At 71.3% G+C, this 23,451-nt stretch carries 25 protein-coding genes and 2 pseudogenes; 1 reads left to right on the forward strand and 26 read right to left on the reverse strand.

Annotated features, from left to right (window positions below; translation table 11 throughout):
* Positions 1 to 55: 55 nt before the first annotated feature.
* Together ACRDTB_RS27520 and secG are read right to left on the reverse strand one after the other, a co-directional pair.
* Positions 56 to 397, reverse strand: a complete 342-nt coding sequence (locus ACRDTB_RS27520) for an RNA polymerase-binding protein RbpA (RefSeq protein WP_331970773.1) — start codon at positions 395 to 397, stop codon at positions 56 to 58.
* A 92-nt stretch (positions 398 to 489) separates the two neighbouring features.
* On the reverse strand, positions 490 to 723 hold the full coding sequence (secG, locus tag ACRDTB_RS27525; protein ID WP_431434934.1) for a preprotein translocase subunit SecG: 234 nt from the start codon (positions 721 to 723) through the stop codon (positions 490 to 492).
* Between the two features lie 232 nt (positions 724 to 955).
* Between secG and ACRDTB_RS27530 the strand changes: the two genes are divergently transcribed.
* Positions 956 to 2,107, forward strand: coding sequence for a beta-1,3-glucanase family protein (locus tag ACRDTB_RS27530; protein WP_431434936.1), 1,152 nt, complete (start codon positions 956 to 958; stop codon positions 2,105 to 2,107).
* Between the two features lie 146 nt (positions 2,108 to 2,253).
* On the opposite strand, the gene tpiA is transcribed toward ACRDTB_RS27530, so the two are convergent.
* The 24 genes and pseudogenes from tpiA to ACRDTB_RS27650 form a co-directional block, all read right to left on the reverse strand.
* A complete protein-coding gene (gene tpiA, locus ACRDTB_RS27535; protein ID WP_431434937.1) occupies positions 2,254 to 3,039 on the reverse strand; it encodes a triose-phosphate isomerase in 786 nt (261 codons plus the stop codon).
* Between the two features lie 142 nt (positions 3,040 to 3,181).
* On the reverse strand, positions 3,182 to 4,393 hold the full coding sequence (locus ACRDTB_RS27540; protein ID WP_431434938.1) for a phosphoglycerate kinase: 1,212 nt from the start codon (positions 4,391 to 4,393) through the stop codon (positions 3,182 to 3,184).
* Positions 4,394 to 4,399: 6 nt separating this feature from the next.
* Complete coding sequence (gene gap, locus ACRDTB_RS27545; protein ID WP_431434940.1) at positions 4,400 to 5,404, reverse strand: type I glyceraldehyde-3-phosphate dehydrogenase; 1,005 nt, start codon at positions 5,402 to 5,404, stop codon at positions 4,400 to 4,402.
* Between the two features lie 521 nt (positions 5,405 to 5,925).
* Positions 5,926 to 6,912 (reverse strand): DNA-binding protein WhiA, encoded by a 987-nt coding sequence (whiA, locus tag ACRDTB_RS27550; protein WP_431434942.1) that lies wholly within the window; start codon positions 6,910 to 6,912, stop codon positions 5,926 to 5,928.
* Positions 6,913 to 7,024: 112 nt separating this feature from the next.
* Complete coding sequence (locus ACRDTB_RS27555) at positions 7,025 to 7,981, reverse strand: gluconeogenesis factor YvcK family protein (RefSeq protein WP_431434944.1); 957 nt, start codon at positions 7,979 to 7,981, stop codon at positions 7,025 to 7,027.
* A gap of 4 nt (positions 7,982 to 7,985) precedes the next feature.
* A complete protein-coding gene (gene rapZ, locus ACRDTB_RS27560) occupies positions 7,986 to 8,876 on the reverse strand; it encodes an RNase adapter RapZ (RefSeq protein WP_431434946.1) in 891 nt (296 codons plus the stop codon).
* Positions 8,873 to 10,846 carry an excinuclease ABC subunit UvrC gene (gene uvrC / locus ACRDTB_RS27565; protein WP_431434948.1) on the reverse strand — a complete coding sequence of 658 codons (1,974 nt, stop codon included), beginning with the start codon at positions 10,844 to 10,846 and terminating at the stop codon, positions 8,873 to 8,875. The genes rapZ and uvrC overlap by 4 nt, the downstream gene beginning before the upstream one ends.
* Before the next feature lie 156 nt (positions 10,847 to 11,002).
* Positions 11,003 to 11,248, reverse strand: coding sequence for a hypothetical protein (locus ACRDTB_RS27570; RefSeq protein WP_431434950.1), 246 nt, complete (start codon positions 11,246 to 11,248; stop codon positions 11,003 to 11,005).
* On the reverse strand, positions 11,248 to 11,475 hold the full coding sequence (locus tag ACRDTB_RS27575) for a hypothetical protein (RefSeq protein WP_431434951.1): 228 nt from the start codon (positions 11,473 to 11,475) through the stop codon (positions 11,248 to 11,250). The genes ACRDTB_RS27570 and ACRDTB_RS27575 overlap by 1 nt, the downstream gene beginning before the upstream one ends.
* A 236-nt stretch (positions 11,476 to 11,711) precedes the next feature.
* Positions 11,712 to 11,945, reverse strand: coding sequence for a DUF397 domain-containing protein (locus ACRDTB_RS27580; RefSeq protein WP_431434953.1), 234 nt, complete (start codon positions 11,943 to 11,945; stop codon positions 11,712 to 11,714).
* The gene (locus tag ACRDTB_RS27585; protein WP_431434955.1) at positions 11,917 to 12,810 is read right to left on the reverse strand and encodes a helix-turn-helix domain-containing protein; all 894 of its coding nucleotides are present in this window, start codon (positions 12,808 to 12,810) and stop codon (positions 11,917 to 11,919) included. The genes ACRDTB_RS27580 and ACRDTB_RS27585 overlap by 29 nt, the downstream gene beginning before the upstream one ends.
* Before the next feature lie 187 nt (positions 12,811 to 12,997).
* The gene (locus ACRDTB_RS27590) at positions 12,998 to 14,050 is read right to left on the reverse strand and encodes a GDSL-type esterase/lipase family protein (protein ID WP_431434956.1); all 1,053 of its coding nucleotides are present in this window, start codon (positions 14,048 to 14,050) and stop codon (positions 12,998 to 13,000) included.
* A gap of 138 nt (positions 14,051 to 14,188) precedes the next feature.
* Positions 14,189 to 14,653 (reverse strand): Rieske (2Fe-2S) protein, encoded by a 465-nt coding sequence (locus ACRDTB_RS27595; protein ID WP_431434958.1) that lies wholly within the window; start codon positions 14,651 to 14,653, stop codon positions 14,189 to 14,191.
* A gap of 102 nt (positions 14,654 to 14,755) precedes the next feature.
* The gene (locus ACRDTB_RS27600) at positions 14,756 to 15,226 is read right to left on the reverse strand and encodes a PH domain-containing protein (protein WP_431434960.1); all 471 of its coding nucleotides are present in this window, start codon (positions 15,224 to 15,226) and stop codon (positions 14,756 to 14,758) included.
* Positions 15,223 to 15,720 carry a 6,7-dimethyl-8-ribityllumazine synthase gene (gene ribH / locus ACRDTB_RS27605; protein ID WP_431434961.1) on the reverse strand — a complete coding sequence of 166 codons (498 nt, stop codon included), beginning with the start codon at positions 15,718 to 15,720 and terminating at the stop codon, positions 15,223 to 15,225. The genes ACRDTB_RS27600 and ribH overlap by 4 nt, the downstream gene beginning before the upstream one ends.
* Positions 15,721 to 15,847: 127 nt before the next feature.
* Positions 15,848 to 17,104 carry a bifunctional 3,4-dihydroxy-2-butanone-4-phosphate synthase/GTP cyclohydrolase II gene (locus ACRDTB_RS27610; RefSeq protein ID WP_431434963.1) on the reverse strand — a complete coding sequence of 419 codons (1,257 nt, stop codon included), beginning with the start codon at positions 17,102 to 17,104 and terminating at the stop codon, positions 15,848 to 15,850.
* Positions 17,101 to 17,748 (reverse strand): riboflavin synthase, encoded by a 648-nt coding sequence (locus ACRDTB_RS27615; protein ID WP_431434965.1) that lies wholly within the window; start codon positions 17,746 to 17,748, stop codon positions 17,101 to 17,103. The genes ACRDTB_RS27610 and ACRDTB_RS27615 overlap by 4 nt, the downstream gene beginning before the upstream one ends.
* A gap of 1 nt (position 17,749) precedes the next feature.
* Positions 17,750 to 18,400 (reverse strand): ribulose-phosphate 3-epimerase, encoded by a 651-nt coding sequence (rpe, locus tag ACRDTB_RS27620; protein ID WP_431434971.1) that lies wholly within the window; start codon positions 18,398 to 18,400, stop codon positions 17,750 to 17,752.
* An 88-nt stretch (positions 18,401 to 18,488) separates the two neighbouring features.
* A complete protein-coding gene (locus tag ACRDTB_RS27625; protein WP_431434973.1) occupies positions 18,489 to 18,743 on the reverse strand; it encodes a hypothetical protein in 255 nt (84 codons plus the stop codon).
* Positions 18,744 to 18,958: 215 nt separating this feature from the next.
* A pseudogene (locus tag ACRDTB_RS27630) lies at positions 18,959 to 19,267 on the reverse strand (asparaginase domain-containing protein); the annotation flags it as partial.
* 135 nt (positions 19,268 to 19,402) lie between these two features.
* Positions 19,403 to 20,854: an RsmB/NOP family class I SAM-dependent RNA methyltransferase gene (locus ACRDTB_RS27635; RefSeq protein ID WP_431434967.1), complete on the reverse strand. Its 1,452-nt coding sequence runs from the start codon at positions 20,852 to 20,854 to the stop codon at positions 19,403 to 19,405.
* The gene (gene fmt / locus ACRDTB_RS27640) at positions 20,851 to 21,777 is read right to left on the reverse strand and encodes a methionyl-tRNA formyltransferase (protein ID WP_431434968.1); all 927 of its coding nucleotides are present in this window, start codon (positions 21,775 to 21,777) and stop codon (positions 20,851 to 20,853) included. The genes ACRDTB_RS27635 and fmt overlap by 4 nt, the downstream gene beginning before the upstream one ends.
* A 2-nt stretch (positions 21,778 to 21,779) precedes the next feature.
* Positions 21,780 to 22,328, reverse strand: coding sequence for a peptide deformylase (gene def, locus ACRDTB_RS27645; protein ID WP_431434970.1), 549 nt, complete (start codon positions 22,326 to 22,328; stop codon positions 21,780 to 21,782).
* 83 nt (positions 22,329 to 22,411) lie between these two features.
* A pseudogene (locus ACRDTB_RS27650) lies at positions 22,412 to 23,451 on the reverse strand (primosome assembly protein PriA); the annotation flags it as partial.

The following is a 23,451-nucleotide window of genomic DNA, read 5'->3' on the forward strand; positions in this document are numbered from 1 at the left end:
CGGTTGCCCGGGCGCGGCCTCCTCGTGCGTCTCAGCCGGCTTTCTGAGCCGGTTCTCAGCCCTCGCGCTGCTTGCGCAGCTTGGCCAGCGCCTCGGCGAGGATCGCCTCACCGTCCGCGTCCGAGCGGCGCTCCTTCACGTACGCGAGGTGGGTCTTGTAGGGCTCGTTGCGCGGCGCCTTCGGCGGCTCCTGCTCGTCCCGGCCACCGGGCAGCCCACACCGTGGACAGTCCCACGACTCCGGCTCCTCGGCGTCGAGCGCGAACGACGGGCGCGACTCGTGCCCGTTGGCGCACCAGTAGGAAACCCGCCTACGGGGGGCGGCCTCTCCCCTCTCCGACTCGCCCATGGGACCGGCGCCGACTCGAGTCCCTCGAATCGCACTACCACCAGCCATCGACTTTCACACCCCCAACAAGGTGTCGAATGCGGGAAAATGCCTGGTCAAGAGATGTGCGGAGGCCGCACGAAACGAGTGGTCGCCCGCCGTCAGACGACCTTGATCAGCAGGCCGAGTCCGACGACACAGATCAGCCAGATGGCGCCGACGAACAGCGTCGCCCGGTCGAGGTTCTTCTCCGCGACGCTCGACCCGGCCAGGCTCGACTGCATGCCGCCACCGAACAGGGACGACAGACCACCGCCCCGCCCGCGGTGCAGCAGCACCAGCAGGATCAGCAGCAGGCTGGTGACGATCAAACCAATCTGCAGGGCTAGAACCATGTCATCCTCGCTGTCGAACCGATGCCCGCGTTCGCGGTGAAGCCACAGGTTACCTGGTGGCCGGAGATCGTCACACGCTGCCCCCGTCCATCAGGGGGAAATTGTTGCGCACGGGAACAAACTGGTCAATACTCAACGGTTAGCTGGTCGACCCTTCGGGACAAAGGGAACTGCGTGGCCTCCACTGTCCATCACGGACAGCCGACAACGGTGCCGGAAGGAGAACAGTTCCATGATCACGCGACGGACGTTTCTCGGGGGGCTGGCGGCCGCGACCGCCGGCGTTCCGCTCGCCGCGAACGGCGTCAGCGCGGAGGACACCACCGCGGGCCGGCCGGCCCGCGGTGCCGCGATGTCGCTGACGCTGGCCAACGAGTCCGGACGCGGTCCGGTGTGGACCTACGTGGTCGGCACGGACCTGGCGACCGGCCAGCAGTGCCGGCTGTCGGCGGACGGCCGGCTCGTTGCGGTGTCGGAGGCCGACAACGGGCCGGACGGCTACACCGACTACGCCATCCCGGTGGAGGGCGGCGGCACGACGCTGTCGCTGCCGCAGGGCATGTCGGGCCGGGTCTACGTGGCGATCGGCGACCGGCTGAAGATCCGGTGCAACCCGGGCAACACGCTCGCCTACCCCGCGGGCTGGGTCGACTCGGACCCGAACTACCCGGTCCTGCACGACTGCGCGGAGTTCACCTACGACGGCGCGGGCATGCACTGCAACACCACGATGGTCGACATGCTGTCGGTGCCGCTCGCGATCACGCTGTCCGGCGCCGCGCAGCAGACGACCGGGCGGCTGCGCGACGGCGGCCGGGCCGCGGTGTTCTCCGCGATGTCCGGTCAGGCCGGGTACGGCGGCCTGGTGCTGGAGGATCTCCGGGTCATCGCGCCGGGCCACGGCCTCGACGCGGGCCGGTTCGCCGCGGACTACTTCGCCGCCCATGTCGACCAGGTGTGGGAGCACTACCGGTCGAACACGATGACCGTGACCGCGGGCGCGAACGCGTTCACCGGGCAGGTCTCGGGCGACCGGTTCGTGTTCTCCGGCGGGGTGCGTGCCTTCGCCAAGCCGAGCACCCGGGACGTGCTGTTCTGCGACGGCGCGCTCTCCGCGCCCAACGACGGCGTCACGGGTCCGGTGGCCGCCGCGCTCGGTGCGGGCTTCAACCGCGGCGTGCTCACCGACACGACCGAGCAGCCGCTCGCGGACGCCGGCCAGTACTACCGGGACGACGTCACCAACCACTACTCGCGGATCATGCACGAGAACACTGTGGACGGCGACGCGTACGGCTTCGCGTTCGACGACGTGTGCGAGCACGCGTCCTACATCGAGGACCCGGCCCCAACCTCGATGACCGTCACCATCACCCCGTTCTAACCGCGAGTCCAACGTTCGCGACCCGCGAGTCCAACATTCGCGACCCGCGAGTCCAACGTTCGGAGCGTTGAACTCGCGGGTCCGGAGCGTTGGACACGCGGGTCCGGAACGTTGGACACGCGGGTCCGGAACGTTGGACACGCGGGTTAGGGGAGGGGGCCGCCGGCGGCTAGGGCGCAGAGCTTGGTGAACTCCTCGGCGTCCAGGCTCGCGCCGCCGACCAGGGCACCGTCGATGTCGTCCTGCTTCACGAGGTCGCCGATGTTGTTCGCCTTCACCGAGCCGCCGTAGAGGATCCGCACCTCGTCGGCCACGTTCTGGCCGTACTTCTCCGCGAGCCTCGCCCGCAGCGCCGCGCACACCTCCTGCGCGTCGGCCGGCGTGGCGACCCGGCCGGTGCCGATCGCCCAGACCGGCTCGTAGGCCAGCACGACCTTGGTGACCTGCTCGGTCTTGCACCCCTTGAGGCCGGCGATCAGCTGCGCGGCGGTGTGCTCGACGTGGTCGCCCGCCTCGCGGACCTCCAGCTTCTCGCCGACGCAGAGGATCGGCGCGATGTCGTGCTTGAGCGCCGCCTTGACCTTGCCGTTGACCAACTCGTCGCTCTCCGCGTGGTACTCGCGGCGCTCGGAGTGGCCGACCGTCACGTAGGCGCAGCCGAGCTTCGCGAGCATCGCACCCGACACGTCACCGGTGTGGGCACCCGAGTCGTGCCTGGACAGGTCCTGTGCACCGTGGCGCAGGAGCAGCCTGTCGCCGTCCACCAGCGTCTGGACGCTGCGGATGTCCGTGAACGGCGGCAGCACGGCCACCTCGACCTTGGCGAAGTACTTCTCCGGCAGGGCGAACGCGATCTTCTGCACCAGCGCGATGGCCTCGAGGTGATTGAGGTTCATCTTCCAGTTGCCGGCGATGAGCACCCGACGGGTCATGTGAGATCCGCCTCCCCGCTCTTCAAACTTGTGGTCATGTCCGGACGACACCTTCCGTTGCACCGTTACATGTGGCGGGGTTGCGTCACGTTCCCCTGAGGTGCGGTTGCGGAGGACTCACCTGGGCACCAAGATGCGCCGCTCATCCCGTCGCTTCCAACACCTCGATGCCCGGAAGTGGCTTGCCTTCCAGGAACTCCAGCGACGCGCCGCCGCCGGTGGAGATGTGCGAGAAGCGGTCCTCGGGCAGGCCGAGCGCGCGCACCGCGGCCGCCGAGTCACCGCCACCGACCACACTGTACGCCTTCGAGTCCACAATGGACCGCGCCAGGGTGCGGGTGCCCTCGGCGAATGGCGCCAGCTCGAACACGCCCATCGGCCCGTTCCAGAACACGGTCGCCGCCTCGGCCAGCACGGCACCGTACCGCTGCGCCGTGATCGGCCCGATGTCCAGGCCCTTCCAGCCCTCGCGTATCTGCGCGGCGAGCACCGACTGGATGTTGGCCTCGGCCGAGAAGTCGTCGGCGATCACCACGTCCACGGGCAACTGTATTTTGCCTCCGGCGGCAGCGAGCAACCCCTTGCACGTGTCGATCATGTCGGCCTCGAGCAGCGAGCCGCCGACGCCGAGGCCCTCGGCGGCCATGAACGTGAAGCACATGCCGCCGCCCACGAGCAGCCGGTCGACGGTCGGCAGCAGCGACTCGATCACGGCGAGCTTGTCGGAGACCTTGGACCCGCCGAGCACCACCACGTACGGCCGGGCCGGGTCGCCGGTGAGCCTGCGCAACACCTCCAGCTCGGCCAGCACGAGCCCGCCCGCGTAGCCGGGCAGCACGCGCGCGACGTCGAACACGGAGGCCTGCTTGCGGTGCACCACGCCGAACCCGTCGGACACGAACACGCCGGACTCGCCCACCAACGCGGCCAGCTCCCCCGCGAGCTCGCCGCGGGCGGCGGCGTCCTTGCTCGTCTCGCGAGCGTCGAAGCGGACGTTCTCCAGCAGCGCCACCCCGCCGTCCGCCAGGCCGTCCACAGTGGACCGAGCGGACGGGCCGACCAGATCCCCGGCGAGCGGCACCCGCATGCCGAGCAGCTCGCCGAGCCGGACGGCCACCGGGGCGAGCGAGTACCTCGGGTCCGGCTCGCCCTTCGGCCGGCCGAGGTGCGCGGCGACCACGACCCGGGCGCCCGCATCGGCGAGCCGCCGCAGGGTCGGCAGCGACGCGCGGATGCGGCCGTCGTCGGTGATGCGCTCGCCGGTGCCGTCGTTGAGCGGGACGTTCAGGTCGGCACGCACGAGCACGCGCCGGCCCGAGACACCCTCGGCGAGCAGATCGTCGAGAGTCCTCACGGTGGCCTACAGCTTGGTGGCGACGAGCGCGGTCAGGTCGGCGAGCCGACTGGAGTAGCCCCACTCGTTGTCGTACCAGCCGTAGACCTTGACCTGGTTGCCGATGACCTTGGTGATCGGCGCGTCGTAGATGCACGACGCCGGGTCGGTGACGATGTCGGAGGACACGATCGGCGCATCGCTGTAGCGCAGGATGCCCTTGAGCGGCCCGTCGGCCGCGGCGCGGTAGGCGGCGTTGACCTCGTCCACGGTGACCTCCTTGGCGAGGTCCACGGTCAGGTCGGTGATCGAGCCGGTCGGCACCGGAACGCGCAGCGAGTAACCGTCCAGCTTGCCGTTGAGCTCCGGCAGCACCAGGCCGATGGCCTTGGCGGCGCCGGTCGAGGTCGGCACGACGTTCAGCGCGGCGGCACGGGCGCGGCGGAGGTCCTTGTGCGGGCCGTCCTGGAGGTTCTGGTCCTGCGTGTACGCGTGGATCGTGGTCATCAGGCCCTTCTCGATGGTGAACGCATCGTGGAGGACCTTGGCCAGCGGGGCGAGGCAGTTGGTGGTGCAGGACGCGTTGGAGATGACGGTCTGCGATCCGTCGTACAGGTGCTCGTTGGCGCCGATGACCACGGTCAGGTCCTCGCCCTTGGCCGGCGCGGAGATGATGACCTTCTTGGCACCGCCCTCGTCGACGTGCCGGCGGGCGTCCTCGGCCTTGGTGAAGAACCCGGTCGACTCGATCACGACGTCGACACCCAGGTCCTTCCAGGGCAGCTTGCCCGGGTCGCGCTCGGCCAGGGCCTTGATCGTCTTGTCGCCGACCTGGATGCCGTCCGCGGTCGTCGTGACCTCCTCGGACAGCGGGCCGAGCACGCTGTCGTACTTCAGCAGATGGGCCATCGTCGCCACGTCGCCGAGGTCGTTGAAGGCCACGATCTCGATGTCGTGGTCACTGGCCTGAACCGCGCGCCAGAAGTTGCGGCCGATACGACCGAAGCCGTTGACGCCTACTCGAACCGTCACCGTGCGTCTCCTCGTGCTCGTGTTGTTGGACCGCCCAGTCACCCTATCGCCCACCGCACCATGGTCGCGGATCGTGGGAGTGACCTAACTGTATCGAATCAGATGGATCATGTCCCGCACGGGGTGCATGGCCCGTTTCCTGCGGATACCCACATTTCCGTGCATCACCGAAGGAATTTCCGACCGGGTGCGTATCTGGGCACCCGAGGCATGCTCTTGTCTCTGTGGGGGGCGCTGGATGACGGTGAGACGGGGGATGGCTCACCGTCCCGGGGGGATGCGGCACCCGATGAGAACCCGCCTGACTGCGTGGGGGTCAGTCAGGCGGGTTCATCATGTCAGGCCGTTCGCCGCTCACCTGCCGCCGCTCGCGGGTGTTTCGCAGGGGGGTCATCCGCGAGCGGCCGGGGGCCGGGGTTCCGCCAGCCCCGGCCCCCACTTCGCGGCCCGGACCCCGCGGCTCAAACCTCGGCGGGCCCACACTCCGTGCACCCACACTCCGCGCGCTCAGACTCTTCGCACTAGACCTCGGCCTCCAGCATCTCCGGCGTGACCGCCGACTCCGTGTCGGGCAGGCCCAGGTCCTTCGCGCGCTTGTCGGCCATCGCCAGCAGCCTGCGGATGCGGCCGGCGACCGCGTCCTTCGTCATCGGCGGGTCGGACAGCTGACCCAGCTCCTCCAGCGACGCCTGCCGGTTCGCCAGGCGCAGCTTGCCGGCGGCGCTCAGGTGGTCCGGCGCGGTGTCCCCCAAGATCTCCATCGCCCGCTGGACCCGCGCGGCGGCCGCGACGGCGGCGCGGGCCGAGCGGCGCAGGTTCGCGTCGTCGAAGTTGGCCAGGCGGTTGGCGGTCGCCCGGACCTCCCGGCGCATCCGCCGCTCCTCCCAGGCCAGCACGCTCGAGTGCGCGCCCAGGCGGGTCAGCATGGCGCCGATGGCGTCGCCGTCGCGGACCACGACGCGGTCGGCCCCGCGGACCTCGCGGGACTTCGCCTGGATGCCCATCCGGCGCGCAGCCCCGACCAGGGCCAGCGCCGCCTCCGGGCCGGGGCAGGTGATCTCCAGCGCCGAGGAGCGGCCCGGCTCGGTCAGTGAGCCGTGCGCGAGGAACGCCCCGCGCCAGGCCGCCTCCGCGTCGCACACCCCGCCGGACACCACCGGCGCCGGCAGCCCGCGCACCGGGCGCCCGCGCGGGTCCAGCAGGCCGGTCTGCCTGGCCAGGCCGTCACCGTCCTTGACCACCCGCACGACGTACCGGGTGCTCTTGCGCAGCCCGCCGGACGCGAGCACGTGCACGTCCGCATAGTGCCCGAACAGGTCGTGGATCTCCTTGCGCAGCCGCCGCGCGGCCGCACCGGTGTCCAGCTCGGCCTCGACCACGACCCGCCCGCCCACGATGTGCAGCCCTCCGGCGAAGCGCAGCAGTGAGGACACCTCCGCCCGTCGACAGCAGGTCTTCGACACCGCCAGCCTGCTCAACTCGTCCTTGACCGCTGCGGTCATCGCCACAAGGCCCCTCCTCTCCAAGAACGACACGGCTACCACGCCGACGACATCCCTCCCACCGGAGTCGCCGAGCTCGCCGCGTACATCCCATCATCAACCCGGGTCGCGCGCCCTTTCATCGCGCATTTACCGCCGCCAGGGCATCCCGCAGGCTCTCCGCCAGCGCCTGCGGATCGTGTCGCTCCCGGGCCTTGGCGGACGCCACCCCGTCCAGCCATGTGCTCGCCCCGAGCGACTCCGCCGCCCGTCGCAGACGATCCGGCGTCGACACCGAGTCGGCGTCGGCGATCACCGCGTCGACCCGGAGGCGGGGTGCGTGCTCGCAGAGTACGTCGAGATGACGTTCCGGTGAGAAGCCGGCGGTCTCCCCCGGTTGCGGGACCAGGTTCAGTACCACGATGCGGGACGCGGCGGTCTCGATCAGCGCCTCGTGCAGCTCGGGCACCAGCAGGTGCGGCAGCACGCTGGTGAACCACGAGCCGGGGCCGAGCAGCACGACGTCCGCGTCCAGCACCGCGCGCACGGCCGCCGGGCACGCGGTGGGCACCGAGTCCGGCATGCCCGCGGTGTGCAGCCGGATCCGCCGCACCTGGCCGGGCGTCGTGGCGACGGCGACCTGGCCGCGGATGCGCCGCACGGCCGTGGCGTCCTCGTCGAGCCCGACGACGTCCGCCTCGATGTCCAGCGGCTCGGTACACATCGGCAGCACCCGGCCGCGCAGACCCAGCAGCCGCGCGGCCTGGTCGAGCGCGGTCACCGGGTCGGGGATGATCTCGAGCAGGCCGGCGAGCAGCAGGTTGCCCACGGCGTGCCCGGCGAGCGCGCCGGTTCCACCGAACCGGTGCTCGAAGACCATGCGCCACAACGAGTTCTCGTCGCCCTCGCCGGCGAGCGCGGCCAGTGCCTTGCGCAGGTCCCCGGGTGGCAGCAGGCCGAGCTCGCGGCGCAGCCGGCCGGACGAGCCGCCGTCGTCGGCGACCGTGACCACCGCGGTCACGTCGTCGGTGAGCCGGCGTAACGCGCTCAGCGTCGCGTGCAGACCCTGCCCACCACCGAGCGCGACGGCTCGCACGGCCTCACTCCCTCCCCAGGTCGCGGTGGACGACCTTGACGGCCAGCCGGTCCTCGTCGGCGAGGCGGCGCGACAGCTCCTCGGAGATGGTCACGCTGCGGTGCTTGCCGCCGGTGCACCCGATGGCGAGCGTCAGGTACCGCTTGCCCTCCCGCCGGTAGCCGGCGCCGATGAGCCGCAGCAGCTCGTGGTAGCGGTCCAGGAACTCCTCCGCGCCCTCCTGCGTGAGCACGTAGTTGCGGACGTCGGCGTCGCGGCCGGTGAGGTCCTTGAGCTCGGGGATCCAGAACGGGTTGGGCAGGAAGCGCACGTCCATCACGAGGTCGGCGTCCATCGGGATGCCGTACTTGTAGCCGAAGGACAGCACGGTGACCCGGGTCGTGGTGCTGGCCTCGGTGCCGAAGGTGTCCTCGATCTTGGCGCGCAGCTGGTGGACGGACAGCGTGCTGGTGTCGAGCACGAGGTCGGCGTCCGAGCGCAGCGGGCCGAGCAGGTCGCGCTCGGCCTTGATGCCGTCGATCAGCCGGCCGTCGCCCTGCAGCGGGTGGCCACGGCGGACCTGCTCGAAGCGGCGGATCAGCACCTCGTCGGTGGCCTCGAGGAACAGCACCCGCGGCTTGTAACCGCTGGCGTCGAGGTCACGGATGATCGACGCCAGGTCCTCGGTGAACGCGCGGCTGCGCACGTCCATCACGACGGCGACCTTGGTGACCGCGCCCTGTGCCTTGGCGCCGAGCTCGACCATCGTGGAGATCAGCTCGGGCGGCAGGTTGTCCACCACGAACCAGCCGAGATCCTCCAGGCACTTGGCCGCGGTGCTGCGGCCGGCGCCGGACAGCCCGGTCACCACGGCGACCTCCACACCGTGCGCGTGGTCTCCCGTAGCGTCCTTCACGTCGTACTCCCCTCCTCGGTCTCCCCTACGAGCGCACTGTGTACCAGCGCCGCCGTGTTGGCGCCGATTCCCGGTACACCGCTGATGTCGTCGATGCTGGCCTGGCGTAACCGCTTGACCGAGCCGAAGTGCCTGAGCAGGGCGGACTTGCGGCTCTGGCCGAGCCCGGGGATGCCGTCCAGCGCGGAGGTCACCATCCGCTTGGAGCGCTTCTTGCGGTGGTAGGCGACCGCGAACCGGTGCGCCTCGTCGCGGACGCGCTGCAGGAGGTAGAGCGCCTCGCTCGTGCGGGAGAGGATCGTCGGCTCCGGGTCGGCCGGCAGCCACACCTCCTCGAGCCGCTTGGCCAGCCCGATGACCGCGACGTCCTGGATGCCCATCTCGGCGAGGACGTCCGCGGCGGCGTTGGCCTGCGGGCCCGCGCCGTCGACGACGAGGAGATTGGGCGGGTAGGCGAACTTCTTGGGCCGGCCGGTCTCCGGGTCGATGCCGGGCCTGGTATCGGGCTGAGTCTCCGGCTGAGTCTCCGGCTGCCCGTTCGTCTCGGCGAGGTAGCGGTGGAAGCGGCGGCGGACCACCTCGGCGATCGCGGCGACGTCACCCTCGGTGGCGGCCTGCCTGAGCGCGAAGCGGCGGTACTCGGACTTGCGGGCGAGCCCGTCCTCGAACACCACGAGCGATGCGACCACGTCGCTGCCCTGGATGTGGCTGATGTCGACGCACTCGATGCGCAGCGGCGCGGTGTCCAGGCCGAGCGCGTCCTGCAGCTCCTGCAGCGCGGCCGAGCGGGCGGTGAGGTCGCCGGCGCGGCGCAGCTTGTGCTGGGTGAACGCCTCCTTGGCGTTGCGCGCCACAGTGTCCATGAGCGCGCGCTTGTCCCCGCGCTGCGGGACGCGCAGCCGCACGCGCGAGCCGCGCAGGGCGGTGAGCCAGTCGGTGACCGCGTCGGCGTCCTCGGGCAGCGCCGGGACGAACAGCTCGCGCGGGACGGGGCTGGCCTCGCCCTCCTCGGCCAACTCCGCCTGGTCGCCGTAGAACTGGGAGAGGAACTGGTCGACCAGGCCCGGCTCGTCCAGCTCGTCGATCTTGTCGATGACCCAGCCGCGCTGGCCGCGGACCCGGCCGCCGCGGACGTGGAACACCTGGACGGCGGCCTCGAGGTCGTCGTGCGCGAACGCCACGACGTCGGCGTCGGTGCCGCTGCCGAGGACGACCGCCTGCTTCTCCATCGCGCGGCGCAGCGCCGACAGGTCGTCGCGCAGCCGCGCGGCCCGCTCGAACTCGAGCTCGGCGGCGGCCGAGCTCATCTCCTTCTCGAGGCGACGCATCATCTTGTCCGTGTGGCCGGCGAGGAAGTCGCAGAAGTCCTCGACGATGTCGCGGTGCTCCTCGGCGCTGACCCGGTCGACGCACGGGGCGGAGCACTTGCCGATGTAGCCGAGCAGGCACGGGCGGCCGATCTGGCCGTGCCGCTTGAAGACGCCCCCCGAGCAGGTGCGCGCGGGGAAGACGCGCAGCAGCAGGTCGAGCGTCTCGCGGATGGCCCAGGCGTGGGCGTAGGGCCCGAAGTAGCGGACGCCCTTGCGCCGCGGCCCCCGGTAGACGTGCAGCCGGGGGTACTCCTCGTGCAGGGTCACGGCGAGGACCGGGTAGGACTTGTCGTCCCGGTAGCGGACGTTGAAGCGCGGGTCGAACTCCTTGATCCAGTTGTACTCGAGCTGGAGGGCCTCGACCTCGGTGGAGACGACGGTCCACTCGACGGCGCCCGCGGTGGTGACCAGCTGGCGGGTGCGCGGGTGCAGCAGCGAGAGGTCCGCGAAGTAGGAGTTCAGCCGGCTACGCAGGCTCTTCGCCTTGCCGACATAGATCACCCGGCCGCCAGGATCGCGGAACTTGTAGACCCCGGGAGCATCGGGAACCGTGCCTGGCGACGGACGATAGGTCAGCCTTCTCGTCGCGGGATCTGCCACACCGTCAGCCTACGGCCGGCCCCCGACAGCCGGCCCTGCCCCTGGCACTGCCGTGGTGCCAGCGTGGCGCACGGCCCCGACGAACCACCGCCACGGTGAGCGGCTCGGCGCCATCGCTCCCGCGGGTAGCTGCTCTCGCCGCCGCGGCGAAGCGCGTCAGTGCTCTCGCTGACCGACCCGGATGGGAGACCCCGGCTCGCGCACCACCGGCTCGGCATCGTCGCGGTCGCCACCGGGCGGGGAGCTCGTGACGATCTGGAGGTGAATCTCGGAGCCGTCGGTGCAATGGATCACCGGGTTGTCCGCCGAGGAGATTCGTTCCGTGGCAACGTTCGCAATGCCAGGGTGAGCGGACTCGCGAAGAAGGCGCGTCAACAGGTCGGCGAACTGCGGGGCCTTCATCACCGCACCTCCGCCGGTACCTCGAAGTCGGCATGACGCCGACCACCGGGCCGCACGACGTTACGGACCATGATCACGGCTGACGCGCCGTTCGCGAACCGCACCACGATGCGGGTGTGGTTGTCCGGCCACCCTTCGGTCGGCACGCGTTCGATCTCGGAGATCTCCGGGTGATCCGACTCCAAGATCAGTTTGGTCAGCAGCTCGTCGAGTTCCGTTACCTTCACGCGGAGCACGCCATGCCTGGAACGGCGATCCTGCCGGCATTGCCATGCCGGCACGGCGGTCGACCGGTGCCCGGACCCTGCTCTTGTTCACCCGGCGCGCGATGCGGTCCAATGGTCTGCCCTGGTTGAGCAACGATCCTCAAGCCACATACCGGGCATGCACCAGAACTTGCCATGCCCACCATGCTCGTCCGTGCGGACGAGCATGGCGAGCCCTCGATCGGATGAGCGTGGCGCTAGGCGCGCGCCCCGCCGCCGGCGCCGCGGACGAACCGGTGCCACGCCAGCTCGGGGACGCTGATCATCGGGCCGGTGTGCTTGGAGTCGCGGACCGCTACGCAGGTCGCCCGGAAGGCGACCTCGACGCAACCGCTGCCGGCGCCTTGGCTGACGCTGCTCTTCCGCCACCGGACCTCGACGCACGAACTGTCACCGCTTTGGCTAAAGCTGCTCTTCCTCCACTCGGACATCCGGCGCGCTCCCTCGGTCGTACTCGTCGGCCAAGTTGGCCGAGAACTCCCGAGATTGTCCCGCATCCAGCGCGAGCGCCCGCAGTTCGGGGAGCAGGTGGCGGTAGTGGTCACCGACAAGGTCGTGGTCCTCGACGAACATGCCGGTCAGGAAGCCGTCGAGGTAGAGCAGCGGAGAGTGCTGGCGGTACTCGAACAACTGAAACGGCCCGCCGTACGCAGCCTGTTCTGTGACCGTCGCAGGAATGATCCGCAACGTCACATGCCCGAGCGCGGCCATGAGCACCATGTGCAGCAGTTGCTCGTGCATGATCGCAGCGCTGCCGACCTGGGTCCGGAGCGCCTGCTCGTGAACGAAGAACACGAACTCAGCTGGATTTCGGCGGCGGAGGATCGCCTGCCGCTCGATCCGGATGTGGACCGCTTCTTTGACGCTCCGTGACATGCAGGCGGCACCCGGCGCGATGATCGTGCGTGCGTAGGCGCGTGTCTGGAGCAAACCCGGCACCACGAACGGCTCGTACCAGATCGTCCGGTCGGCTGTGGACTCATGGAAGATCAACGAGGCGAGCGAGGTCGCCAGCCACTCGTCGTGCGGGCTGAGCCAGTAGCCCTTGTGCTCGGCGGTTCGGCACAGGCGCAGCAGTTCCTTGGCGTCCTTCGCGTAGATGCCGCAGGCACCCAGATAGAAGATCACGTCGACGGTGGTGATGCCGACCCGCCCCGACTCGATGCGCGAGACTCTCGTGCGGTCCCATCCGGTCTGGTGCGCCACCCGTGCGGTGGTGACCCCCGCGGCCTCGCGTCGCTTCCTCAGTTCGGCGCCCAGCTCGCGATAGCACGCCGGCGCGTTGGCTCGTCCCATGCCCGGCACGCTACGGCCACCCGAACGGAAATCCCCTTGCGACACGGGAAATTTCACCTCTACGGATCAGGTGTGCCATGGCCGCAAGAGAGTGGCCGCAAGAGGAAGGCCACCCTCGCCGCGACAATGACGAGGGTGGCCTCGCGCGGGGCGGGCGTCCCCTGCCCCGACTACGACTCCGGGATCGCTACTGGACCGCGTGCAGGTTGCCGTCCGCGCCGATCACGCAGGCGGCCGAGTCGGCTCCCGTGTTCACGAACTCCGTCACGCAGGTGCCGAGCTGCGCGTGGCCGCGGGCGTTCGGGTGGAAGGACTGCTGTGCCATGTGCATGCCGATCGCGTCCAGGCCACCGGTGACCCATGCCCACGGGTCGACCGTGACGCGGTTCTGCCACTCCGTCGACGAGTCGCCGCCGCCGCTGCACGCCTCGTGGCCCTCGGTGCCCCGGGAGAAGTCGAGGAACTTCACGCCGGTCCGGGTCGCGACCCCGCGCAGGGCCTCGGACAGCTGCGGCACCGCCACCGTACGGCCGAACTCCGCGTCGTCCAGCCTGAACGGGCAGCCCTGCGGGCCGTGCAGGATCTCGTCCATCTGCTCGGTCAGCGGCGAGGCGTACGAGGTGAGGACGAGGTTGTAGTCGCCGTCGGCGTAGCCGGCCTGGCTCATCGCCGACTTGACGTCCGCGATCGCCACCTCGACCTTCGGTGCCATCGCGGTCAGCCGCTGCGGCCACTCGTCCGCGAGGTCCTTGCGACAGTCGGAGCCGAACGGGTTGAACCACGCGAGGATGCAGTCGACCATGGTGTCCGCGAACGCCGGGTCGTCGTTCGCACCGACCTGGACGAGCACGTTCGTGACCCGGAACTCGCGGGCGATGTCGATCAGCCGCCGGGCCTGGCTGCCCTCGGTGTAGTGCGTGGTGTCGGCGAGCGACACGTTCGCCGAGTCCGCGCCCGAGCAGGCCAGGTTGAACGTGCGGTCGGCCACCGCCGTCCGGTGCACCAGCGCGTTCGCGGAGCGGTGGCACCAGTTGCCGTTCTCGCCGTTGGTGCCGGGCTCGTAGTCTCCGGCGCCCTCGCCGGAGATCGCGCTGTCGCCGAGCGACACGATCGCCGTCTGCCGGTCGTCCGCCACGGTCTGCTCGGCGTTGGCCGCGGGAACGACCACCGCCAGCCCGCCCACCAGTAGCGCTCCCAGCGCCACCCCGAAGATGCGCACCCGCTTACGAACCGATCGCATGCCAGCTCCCGAGCACAACGGCGGTTACCGCCTGGTATGGATGACAAAAATCACCCTAACCAGGCAGTAACATGTGAGGCTATAACCCGAACGGCCCTCATCTTTGGCCGTTCGGCTCACCCCACTGGGAGGGTCGGCTCAGGCCAGCACCACCTGGTCGCCGTTCACCTGCACGTCGAGCTGCTGCAGGGGCTTGGTGGCCGGCCCGTTGACGACGGCGCCGGTGTCGACGTTGAACTTGCTGCCGTGGTTCGGGCAGGTCGACACCCCGTCCTTCGGCACGCCGACGATGGTGCCCATGTGCGTGCAGGACGCGTCGTACGCCTTGACCTCCTGGCCGTTCCGCACGAGCAGCGCCTTGCCACCGCTCGGGTTGTCGACGACGAGTCCGCCGCCGTCGGGGATGTCGGACAGCGACGTGGGCCCGGCGTCGGTGCCACCCCCGCCCGTCTCGCCGCCGCCGTTGCCGGCGTCATCGCTGCCGCACGCGGCCACGAGCGCGCCCGGCGCGACGAGCGCGACCGCGAGCCCGCACAGCACGTCACGGCGGGAACGACTGCCCTCGGGCTTGCGGGGGTCGGTGGTGGGGTCGACGACAGTCAAAACCGGAGCCTCCTGACTTTCTGGACACGGAAACCTACACGGGGTCTTACGCGCCCTCGCACCGGGAGGTTCAAACATCAACATCCGCGGCACTCGGTCGAGCTACTCCCCCGAGCCGTGCCCGGCGGACTCGCTGGACTCGCCGGACTCGCTGGCCTCGCGGCGGACCCGGCGCAGCTCGCGCATCGCGGTCACCGCACGCTCGCCGTCCATCGCCTGGATCGCGAGCACCGGGACGTACTCGTCCCGCGGCAGCTCCAGCCGCGCCCACGGCGAGCCGTCCGGAAAGCTCACCCGCTCGATGTCCGTCCACGGGTACCGGCGGGAGCCGAGCATGTTGCGCACCTCGACCCCGTCGCGGTCCGCGCGCACCCGCGGGCGGGTGAACCACAGCGCGCCCAGCGCCAGCATGATCCCGATGCCGAACATCGCGACCTGGTCCGACAGCCGGAAGTTCGTGCCCGTGTCGCTCTCCCGCAGGAACACGCCGGCCACGGCGAACAGGGCGAACAGCACCACCGCACCGAGCCCGGCGAACAGCCGCACACGGCGGGGGCGCGCCACAAAGCTCACTTGAGGGTCCGATCGGTCCACGGCTGGCGCAGCCCACGCACGACCATCGCGGTGTCCAGGGCCGCCACGCACGCCTCGAAGCCCTTGTCCTCCACGGAGTCCGGCAGCCCGCACCGGTCGAGCGCCTGCTCCTCGGTGTTGACCGTCAGCACGCCGTTGCCGACCGGCGTCGACTCGTCCAGCGCCACCCGGGTCAGGCCGGCGGTCACCGCGTCGCACACGTACTCGAAATGCGGGGTGCCGCCGCGGACCACCACGCCGAGCGCGACGACCGCCTCGTGGTTCTTGGCCAGCGCCTGGCAGACCACCGGCAGTTCGACGGCACCGGGCACGCGTACGACCGTGGGCTCCTCGATGCCCGCCTTGTGTGCCGCCGCGAGCGCGCGCTCCAGCAGCGTGTCGGTGATCTTCGCGTGCCACCGGGTCGCCGCGATCGCGAGCCGGATGCCTTCACACTCGGGGACCGCGACGTCCGGGCGGCCCTCGCCACTCATCGTTCCGCCTCCCCGAGCTTCAATGTCGTGGTCACGTCGGGCGAAGCAGGATCCGTTTGGCCACGTACCTGTGGCTGGCTTGCGTCACGGTCCCCTGAGGTGCGGTTGGGGACCCGGCGGCCTGATTTCACGCCTGCTCCACGCCGTCCAAGATATCGCTGTCCAAGATATCGAGGTCACCGAGCTCGTGGCCCATCCGGTCGCGCTTCGTACGTAAGTAGTGCAGATTCTCCGAGTTGGGCCGGATCGGCAGCGGCACGCGGTCGACGATCGTCAGGCCGTAGCCGTCCAGGCCGACCCGCTTGGCCGGGTTGTTGGTCAGCAGCCGCATGGACCGCACGCCCAGGTCGACGAGGATCTGCGCGCCCTGCCCGTAGTCGCGGGCGTCGGCCGGCACGCCGAGCGCGAGGTTGGCTTCGACGGTGTCCGCGCCGCCGTCCTGCAGCTGGTAGGCCTGCAGCTTGTGCATCAGGCCGATGCCACGGCCCTCGTGCCCGCGCATGTAGAGCACGATCCCCCGGCCCTCGGCCGCGACCGCTTCCAGCGCGGCGTCCAGCTGCGGCCCGCAGTCGCAGCGAAGCGACCCGAACACGTCACCGGTCAGGCACTCCGAGTGCACGCGGACGAGCACGTTCTCCCCGTCGGCGATGTCGCCGTAGACCAGCGCGATGTGCTCGATGCCGTCCAGCTTGGAGTCGTAGCCGACCGCGCGGAACGTGCCGGCCGCGGTCGGGATTCGGGCCTCCGCGACCCGGACGACCTGGACCTCCTTGCGGCGGCGGTAGTCGATGAGGTCCGCGATCGAGATGATCGTCAGGTCGTGCTCGGCCGCGAACACCTCGAGCTCCTCGCGGCGGGCCATGTCGCCCTCGTCCTTCTGGGACACGATCTCGCACAGCACGCCGGCCGGGCGCAGCCCCGCCAGCTTCGCGAGGTCGATGGCCGCCTCGGTGTGGCCGGGCCGGCGCAGCACGCCGCCTTCCTTGGCCCGCAGGGGAACCACGTGGCCGGGCCGGTTGAAGTCGTCGGCGGCGGACTTCTCGTCGGCGAGCGTGCGGATGGTGTGGGCGCGGTCGGCGGCGGAGATCCCGGTGCTCACGCCGTCCTTGGCGTCGACGGTCACTCGGTAGGCGGTGCCCCGGACGTCCTGGTTGGTGTGGAACATCGGCGGGAGGTCGAGCCGGTCGCAGTCGGCCTCGGTGAGCGGCACGCAGATGTAGCCGGACGTGTAGCGGACCATGAACGCGATGAGCTCCGGCGTGGCCTTCTCGGCCGCGAAGATCAGGTCGCCCTCGTTCTCGCGGTCCTCGTCGTCGACCACGATGACCGGCCGTCCGGCCTTGATATCGGCGACGGCTCGCTCGATCCCCTGGATGTCACTCACAGAGCCTCCTGGTTCGTGCGTCCATTGTGCGCCGACGCTGGCCGTGGGTCGGACAAGTGTGGCGCGACCAACCTCTCCACGTACTTCGCGACCACGTCCACCTCGAGGTTCACCAGGTCGCCCGGCTGTTTCGTGCCCAGCGTGGTCGCCCGCAGGGTCTCCGGGATGAGGCTCACGGAGAACTCGTCATCGGCCACGTCCACGACGGTCAGCGACACTCCGTCGACCGTGATCGAGCCCTTCTCGACCAGGTAGCGGGACAGCTGGGCGGGCAGCCCGATGCTGACCAGGTCCCAGTGCTCGGACGGACGGCGGGCGCGGATCACGCCGGTGCCGTCGACGTGGCCCTGCACGATGTGCCCGCCGAAGCGCGTACCGACCGCCGCGGCGCGCTCGAGGTTCACCGGGTCGCCGGCGGCGATCTCGTCCAGGCTGCTGCGCACGAGCGTCTCGCGCATGACGTCGGCGGTGAACGCGCCGCCGGCGACCTCGACGACGGTCAGGCACACGCCGTTGACCGCGATCGAGTCGCCGAGCTTGACGTCGCTGGTGACCAGCGGGCCGGCGACGGTGATCCGCGCCGCGTCCGGCAGGTCTCGCACGGCGACGACCTCGCCGCGTTCCTCCACGATCCCGGTGAACAACTCAGCTCTCCCTCGGCTCTTCCCGCGCGGCTCGTGCCCGCAGCCGCTCGACGGCTTTCGCGGGGTCGTCCGCACCGTAGACCGCCGACCCGGCCACGAAGCAGTCCACTCCGGCCTCCGCCGCCTGCTCGATGGTGTCCAGGTTGATGCCCCCGTCGATCTCGATCAGGACCTTCAGCTCGTGGTCCCGCGCCAGCCGCACCTTGTCGAGGACGTCCGGGATGAACTCCTGGCCGCCGAACCCCGGCTCGACAGACATCACGAGCAACGTGTCGTAGTGGCCCAGTAGTTCCACGTACGGCTCCAGCGGGGTGTCCGGCTTGACCGACAGCCCCGCCTTCGCGCCCGCGGAGCGCAGGTCCTTCGCGATCCTCACCGGGTCCTCGGCCGCCTCGACGTGCACGGTGACGTTGTACGCGCCGGCCTCCGCGTAGCCGACGGCCCAGCGGTCCGGGTCGTCGATCATCAGGTGGCAGTCGAGCGGGATGTCGGTGGTCGCGAGCAGGGCCTCGACCACCGGCAGGCCGATCGTGAGGTTCGGGACGAAGTGCCCGTCCATGACGTCCACGTGCAGCCAGTCCGCCCCGCGCACCGACTCCGTCGCCTCCGCGAGCCTGGCGAAGTCCGCGGACAGGATGCTCGGCGCGATCATCGGTCTCCTGGACACGGTTGGAGCTTATTCCCCGGCCGCGCCCGTGCCGATTCGCATCGTGCGGAGTTCGCCGGCCGGTCCGGCGGGGTCACCGGAACCGGTCGAACGCGGCGGCGATGCCGGGTCGGTCCGCGCCCGTGGCCAGCAGCAACTGCAGCAGAACCCGTGCCTTCGCCGGATCCAGGAAGCCCGAGTGGATGAGCCCGCGGTCGAGCAGGTCGCGTTCCGAGCCCGGGTAGCCGTAGGTCCGGCGCAGCACCGAGCCCGCGCCGGTCCGGGTGGACAGCACGACCGGGAGGCGCGCGGCGTGCTCGGCGACGAGCCCCACCACGGCGGCCGGCACGTGCCCGGCGCCGACCCGTCGAACGCGGGCGGATCCTGCCCGGCCAGGCGCAGCAGCGTGCCGTCGTCGCCGAGTGCCATGGTGATCATGCCGACCCGCCGCTCGGTGACCCGCGGCTCGGCGGGCAGGGTCACGCCCGTCCGGGCGGCGCCGCGGATGCGCGGGTCGCCCTCCACGACCAGGCCCAGCGGGCCGAAACCGGGCGAGACGAACGCGCCGTGCTCGACGTGTGGCTCTTGCGGACGAACCGCGCGCCGTGCACCTCGTCGGACATCACCACCAGGCAGCCGAGCCCGCGCGCGGCGCGCGGCGGCCACCCCGATCGCGGCGTACAGGTTCGCCGGGCCGTCCGCGCCCGCCGCCTCGGGATGGCGCATCGCACCGGTCACCACCACCGGCGCGGCATCGGGCACGGTGAGGTCGAGGAAGAACGCCGTCTCCTCGATGGTGTCGGTGCCGTAGGTGATCACCACGCCGTCCGCGCCGGCCCGTTCCGCCTCCCCGGAATTAACCCTTGCGGTCACCGTGCGTTGATGCCGTCCAGTTTGGGCACGTACCGGTGGCTGGGTTGCGTCCCGTTCCCCTTAGGTGCGGTTGGCGGCCGCGCGGGTTGTGCTGGCTTCGCGCCGGCCGTCGACCTGAGGTCGACACTGGGGGTGTCATTTGCGCAGCAGCGCGCAGAACATCGCGTCAGTGCCATGCCGGTGCGGCCACAGCTGCACGTACGGGCCGTCGCCGAGGTCGGGCATGTCGGGGAACGCCGCGCGGGCGTCGAGCGCGGTGACGCCGGTCCGCCGGACCACCTCGGCCGCCACGCCGACGGTCTCGGACAGGTGCGGCGAGCACACCACGTAGCCGACGACGCCGCCGGGGCGTACGAGGTCGACCGCGGTGAGCAGCAGCTCGCGCTGCAGCTTGGTCAGCTCGCCGACGTCCGAGGGCTGGCGCCGCCAGCGCGACTCCGGGCGGCGGCGCAGCGAGCCGAGCCCGGTGCACGGCGCGTCGACGAGGACCCGGTCGAACGTGCCGGGTGCGAACCCGAGCGAGGCGGGCTGGCGGCCGTCGCCGACGTGCACGGTGACCGGCAGGCCCTCGGTGGACCGCTCGACCAGCCGCGCCCGGTGCGGGGCCTTGTCGACGGCCTCGAGCCGACCGCCGTTGATGCCGAGAACCGCCGCGAGCAGCGCCGACTTGCCGCCCGGTCCGGCGCACAGGTCGAGCCACCGCGTGTCGGAGCCGGTGCCGGAATCACCGACCTCCGGCCGGGTCAGCGCGATCGCACACAGCTGGCTGCCCTCATCCTGCACCGACGCGAGCCGCTCGCGGACCGGCTCCAGGCCGGCCGGGTCGCCCGCGCCGGCCGCGAGCCGCACCCCGTACGGCGAGTACGGCGCGACCTCGCCGCCGGTCATGGCGGCCAGCTCCTCGGCGGTGACCTCGCCGGGCCGCGCCACGAGATGCACGGCCGGCCGCTCGTTGTCGGCGGCCAGCGCACGCCGCAGCTCGTCACCCGTGTCGCCGAGCGAGTCGGCGAACGCCCGCGCCACCCAGCGCGGGTGCGCCTCGCGCATGGCGAGGTTGCCGATCGGATCCTGCGCCGGGTCGGGGGCGAGCTCGCGCATCCAGCTCTCCTCGTCGCGCTCGGACACCTTGCGCAGCACGGCGTTGACGAACCCGGTGACCCGCGAGCCCTGCTCCGCGCGCACCAGGTCCACAGTGGAGTCGACGGCCGCGTGCGGTGGGATGCGGGTGCGCAGCAGCTGGTAGCAGCCCAGCCGCAGCACGTCCAGCAGTCCTGGCTCCACTTTGGACAGCGGGCGTTCCAGGCAGGCGTCGAGAACCTGGTCAAGCAGCCCGATGCAGCGGCACGCGCCGTAGGCCAGCTCGGTGGCCAGCGCGGCGTCGCGGCCGGTGATCCGGCGTTCCCGCAGCAGCTGCGGCAGCAGCAGGTTGGCGTAGGCGTCCCGGGCCCGGACCTCGCGCAGCGTGTCGAGCGCGGCCTGCCGGGCCGGGTCCTCCACCGGCGGGCGGCTCGGACCCGTGCGCCGCTTGGGTGGGTGGGGCGTGCGGGGCCGGGAGAACCTCGCCGGGCGCCGTCCTTGTTGCGTCACGTCAGCCGCTCTCCTGGCTCGACGCGGGCGCCACGCGCCCAGTCGGTCGCCGCCATCCGTCTCTTGCCGCCTGCCTGCACCTCGCCGAGTGCCACCGGCCCGGTCGCGGTGCCCACCAGCACCCGCCTGCGCCCGACCCGCAGCTCGCCCGGCTTCAGAGTGTCCTCCCCCAGCCGGGTCACCGGGCCGAGCTTGATCCGCTCGCCGCGGAACTCCGCCCACGCACCGGGATCCGGGGTGACCGCACGCACCTGCCGGTCGACCGCCACGGCCGGCGCGGTGAAGTCGACCTTGGCGTCCCCGGTGGTCACCTTGGGTGCGTAGCTCACCCCGTCGGCTGGCTGCTCCCGCGCGCACAGCGTGCCGTCCTCGATGCCGTCGATCGTGGACAGCAGCAGCCCCGCGCCGGCCTCGGCGAGCCGGGCGAGCAGCGTGCCCGCGGTGTCGTCCCCGCGCACGGGCTCGGTGAGCACGCCGAACACCGGCCCGGCGTCGAGCTCCTTGACGATGCGGAATGTGCTCGCGCCGGTGATCTCGTCGCCGGTCCGCACGGCGGCCTGCACCGGAGCCGCGCCCCGCCACGCGGGCAGCACGGAGAAGTGCAGGTTCACCCAACCCTCCGGCGGGATGTCGAGGGCGGCCTGGGGCAGCAGCGCGCCGTAGGCCACCACGGGGCAGCAGCCGGGCGCGATGGCGCGCAGCCGGTCCAGGAACTCCGGGTCGGACGCCTTGCGCGGGGTGAGCACCTCGATGCCGTGCTCGTCGGCCAGCGCGCCGACGGGCGAGCGGACCAGGTGGCGGCCGCGGCCGGCGGGTGCGTCCGGGCGGGTGACGACCGCCGCCACCTCGTGCCGGCCGCTGTCCAACAGGGTGCGCAGCGAGGGCAGCGCCACCTCGGGAGTACCGGCGAATACCAGACGCATCGTCAGACGGCCCCGCCGAAGATCGAGTGCGGGCTCTGTTTGAGCTGGGGCACGCCGCCGTCGAACCAGTCGGCCTGGCGGATCTCCTTCATCGCGGCCTTGCGGGTCTCGGGGGTCAGCCGGTCGAGGAACAGCACGCCTTCGAGGTGGTCGGTCTCGTGCTGTAGGCAGCGAGCCAGCATCTCGGTGCCCTCGATCTCCACGGGGTCGCCGTGCATGTTCCAGCCGCGGGCCACGACGTTGCGGTGGCGCCGGCAGTCGAAGTACATGCCCGGGATGGACAGACAGCCTTCCTCGCCGTCCTGGTACTCGTCGTCCAGCGCGGTCCAGGTCGGGTTCACCAGATGTCCGGCGGCGCCGTCGCAGTGGTACGTGAACACCCGCAGGCCGACTCCGAGCTGCGGCGCGGCCAGGCCGGCGCCCCCCTCGGACTCCATGGTGTCCCACAGATCCTTGACCAGGGTGTGCAGTTCCTTGTCGAAGTCCACGACCTCCACGGCCGGGGTGCGCAGCACCGGATCGCCGAACAGGCGGATGGGCTGGACTGTCACGGTTCTCCAATTCGGTCGGGGGCCGCTCGCCAGTCTATTCAGTGCCGACCCACGGCCCGTCCGACCCGACCGAACAACGCTCGTCAGATCAGCTCGAGTGGATCCAGTCGGACGCGGATCGGGTCCGGCTCCTTTCGCGCGGTGCGCACGTGCTGGACGGTCGCCAGCGCCGCCGCGAGCGCCCGGCCCTCGGTTCGGGACGCACGGACGAGTGCCCGCTCCCTGTCACCGAGCGGCACCGGGCCGAGGACCTCGCCGGACGGTGGCAGCTCGAGCTCGTCGAGGAACGTGGCCAGCGCGTCGGCCGCGCCGTCGACCGACGCCATCCGTACCGCGGGCGGGAACCCGAGCTCCTGGCGGGCGGCGAGCTCCTGGCGGGCGTGCCACACGGGATCCCACCGCACCAGGGCCTGCACGGGTGCCAGCGCGGACTCGGCGAGCACCACGACGCGCCCGCCGTCGTGGCCGGGCCGAACCATGGCGGCGGCGGCCATCCACCGCCGCACCGCCTCCTCGGCTGCCCGCAGGTCGGCGCGACCCAGCAGGGCCCACCCGTCGAGCAGCAGCGCCGCCCCGTACCCGCCGCGGGTGACGGGCTCGGCGCCGGGCGTGGCGACCACCAGGGCGGCCCGATCCTCGACCTCGGAGAGCACCTCACGGGCACCGGACCCGACCACGGGCACGTCGGCGAACGCCCGCCCGAGCTCCTCCGCGGTCCGCTTGGCGCCCACGACGATGGCCCGCAGCCGCCGGGAACCGCAGACACCGCACCGGTAGGCGGTGTCCGCCACGCCGCACCACCGGCAGGTCGGCGACCGCGCCTCGGCCCCGCCTCCACCACCGCCAGGAAGGACGCCTTCCGGACGCTCGACGTCCGGAAGGCGTCCTTCCTGGCTCAGGCCCAGCGGTCCCGCGCACCGTCGGCAGCGGGCCGGTGCCCGGCACCGCTGGCACGCCAGCGCCGGCACGTAGCCCCCGCGCGGAACCTGGACCAGCACCGGCCAGCCGGCCGCGAGCGACGCGCGGGCCGCCCCGAACGCCACCGACGGGATCCGGGCCGCCCGCGCGGCCGGGTCCCTCGCCAGCTGGAAGTCCGACTCCCCCAGCGCCACGATCCGCGGCG

The organism is Actinophytocola sp., assembly GCF_050699935.1.
Taxonomy (GTDB): Bacteria; Actinomycetota; Actinomycetes; order Mycobacteriales; family Pseudonocardiaceae; genus Actinophytocola.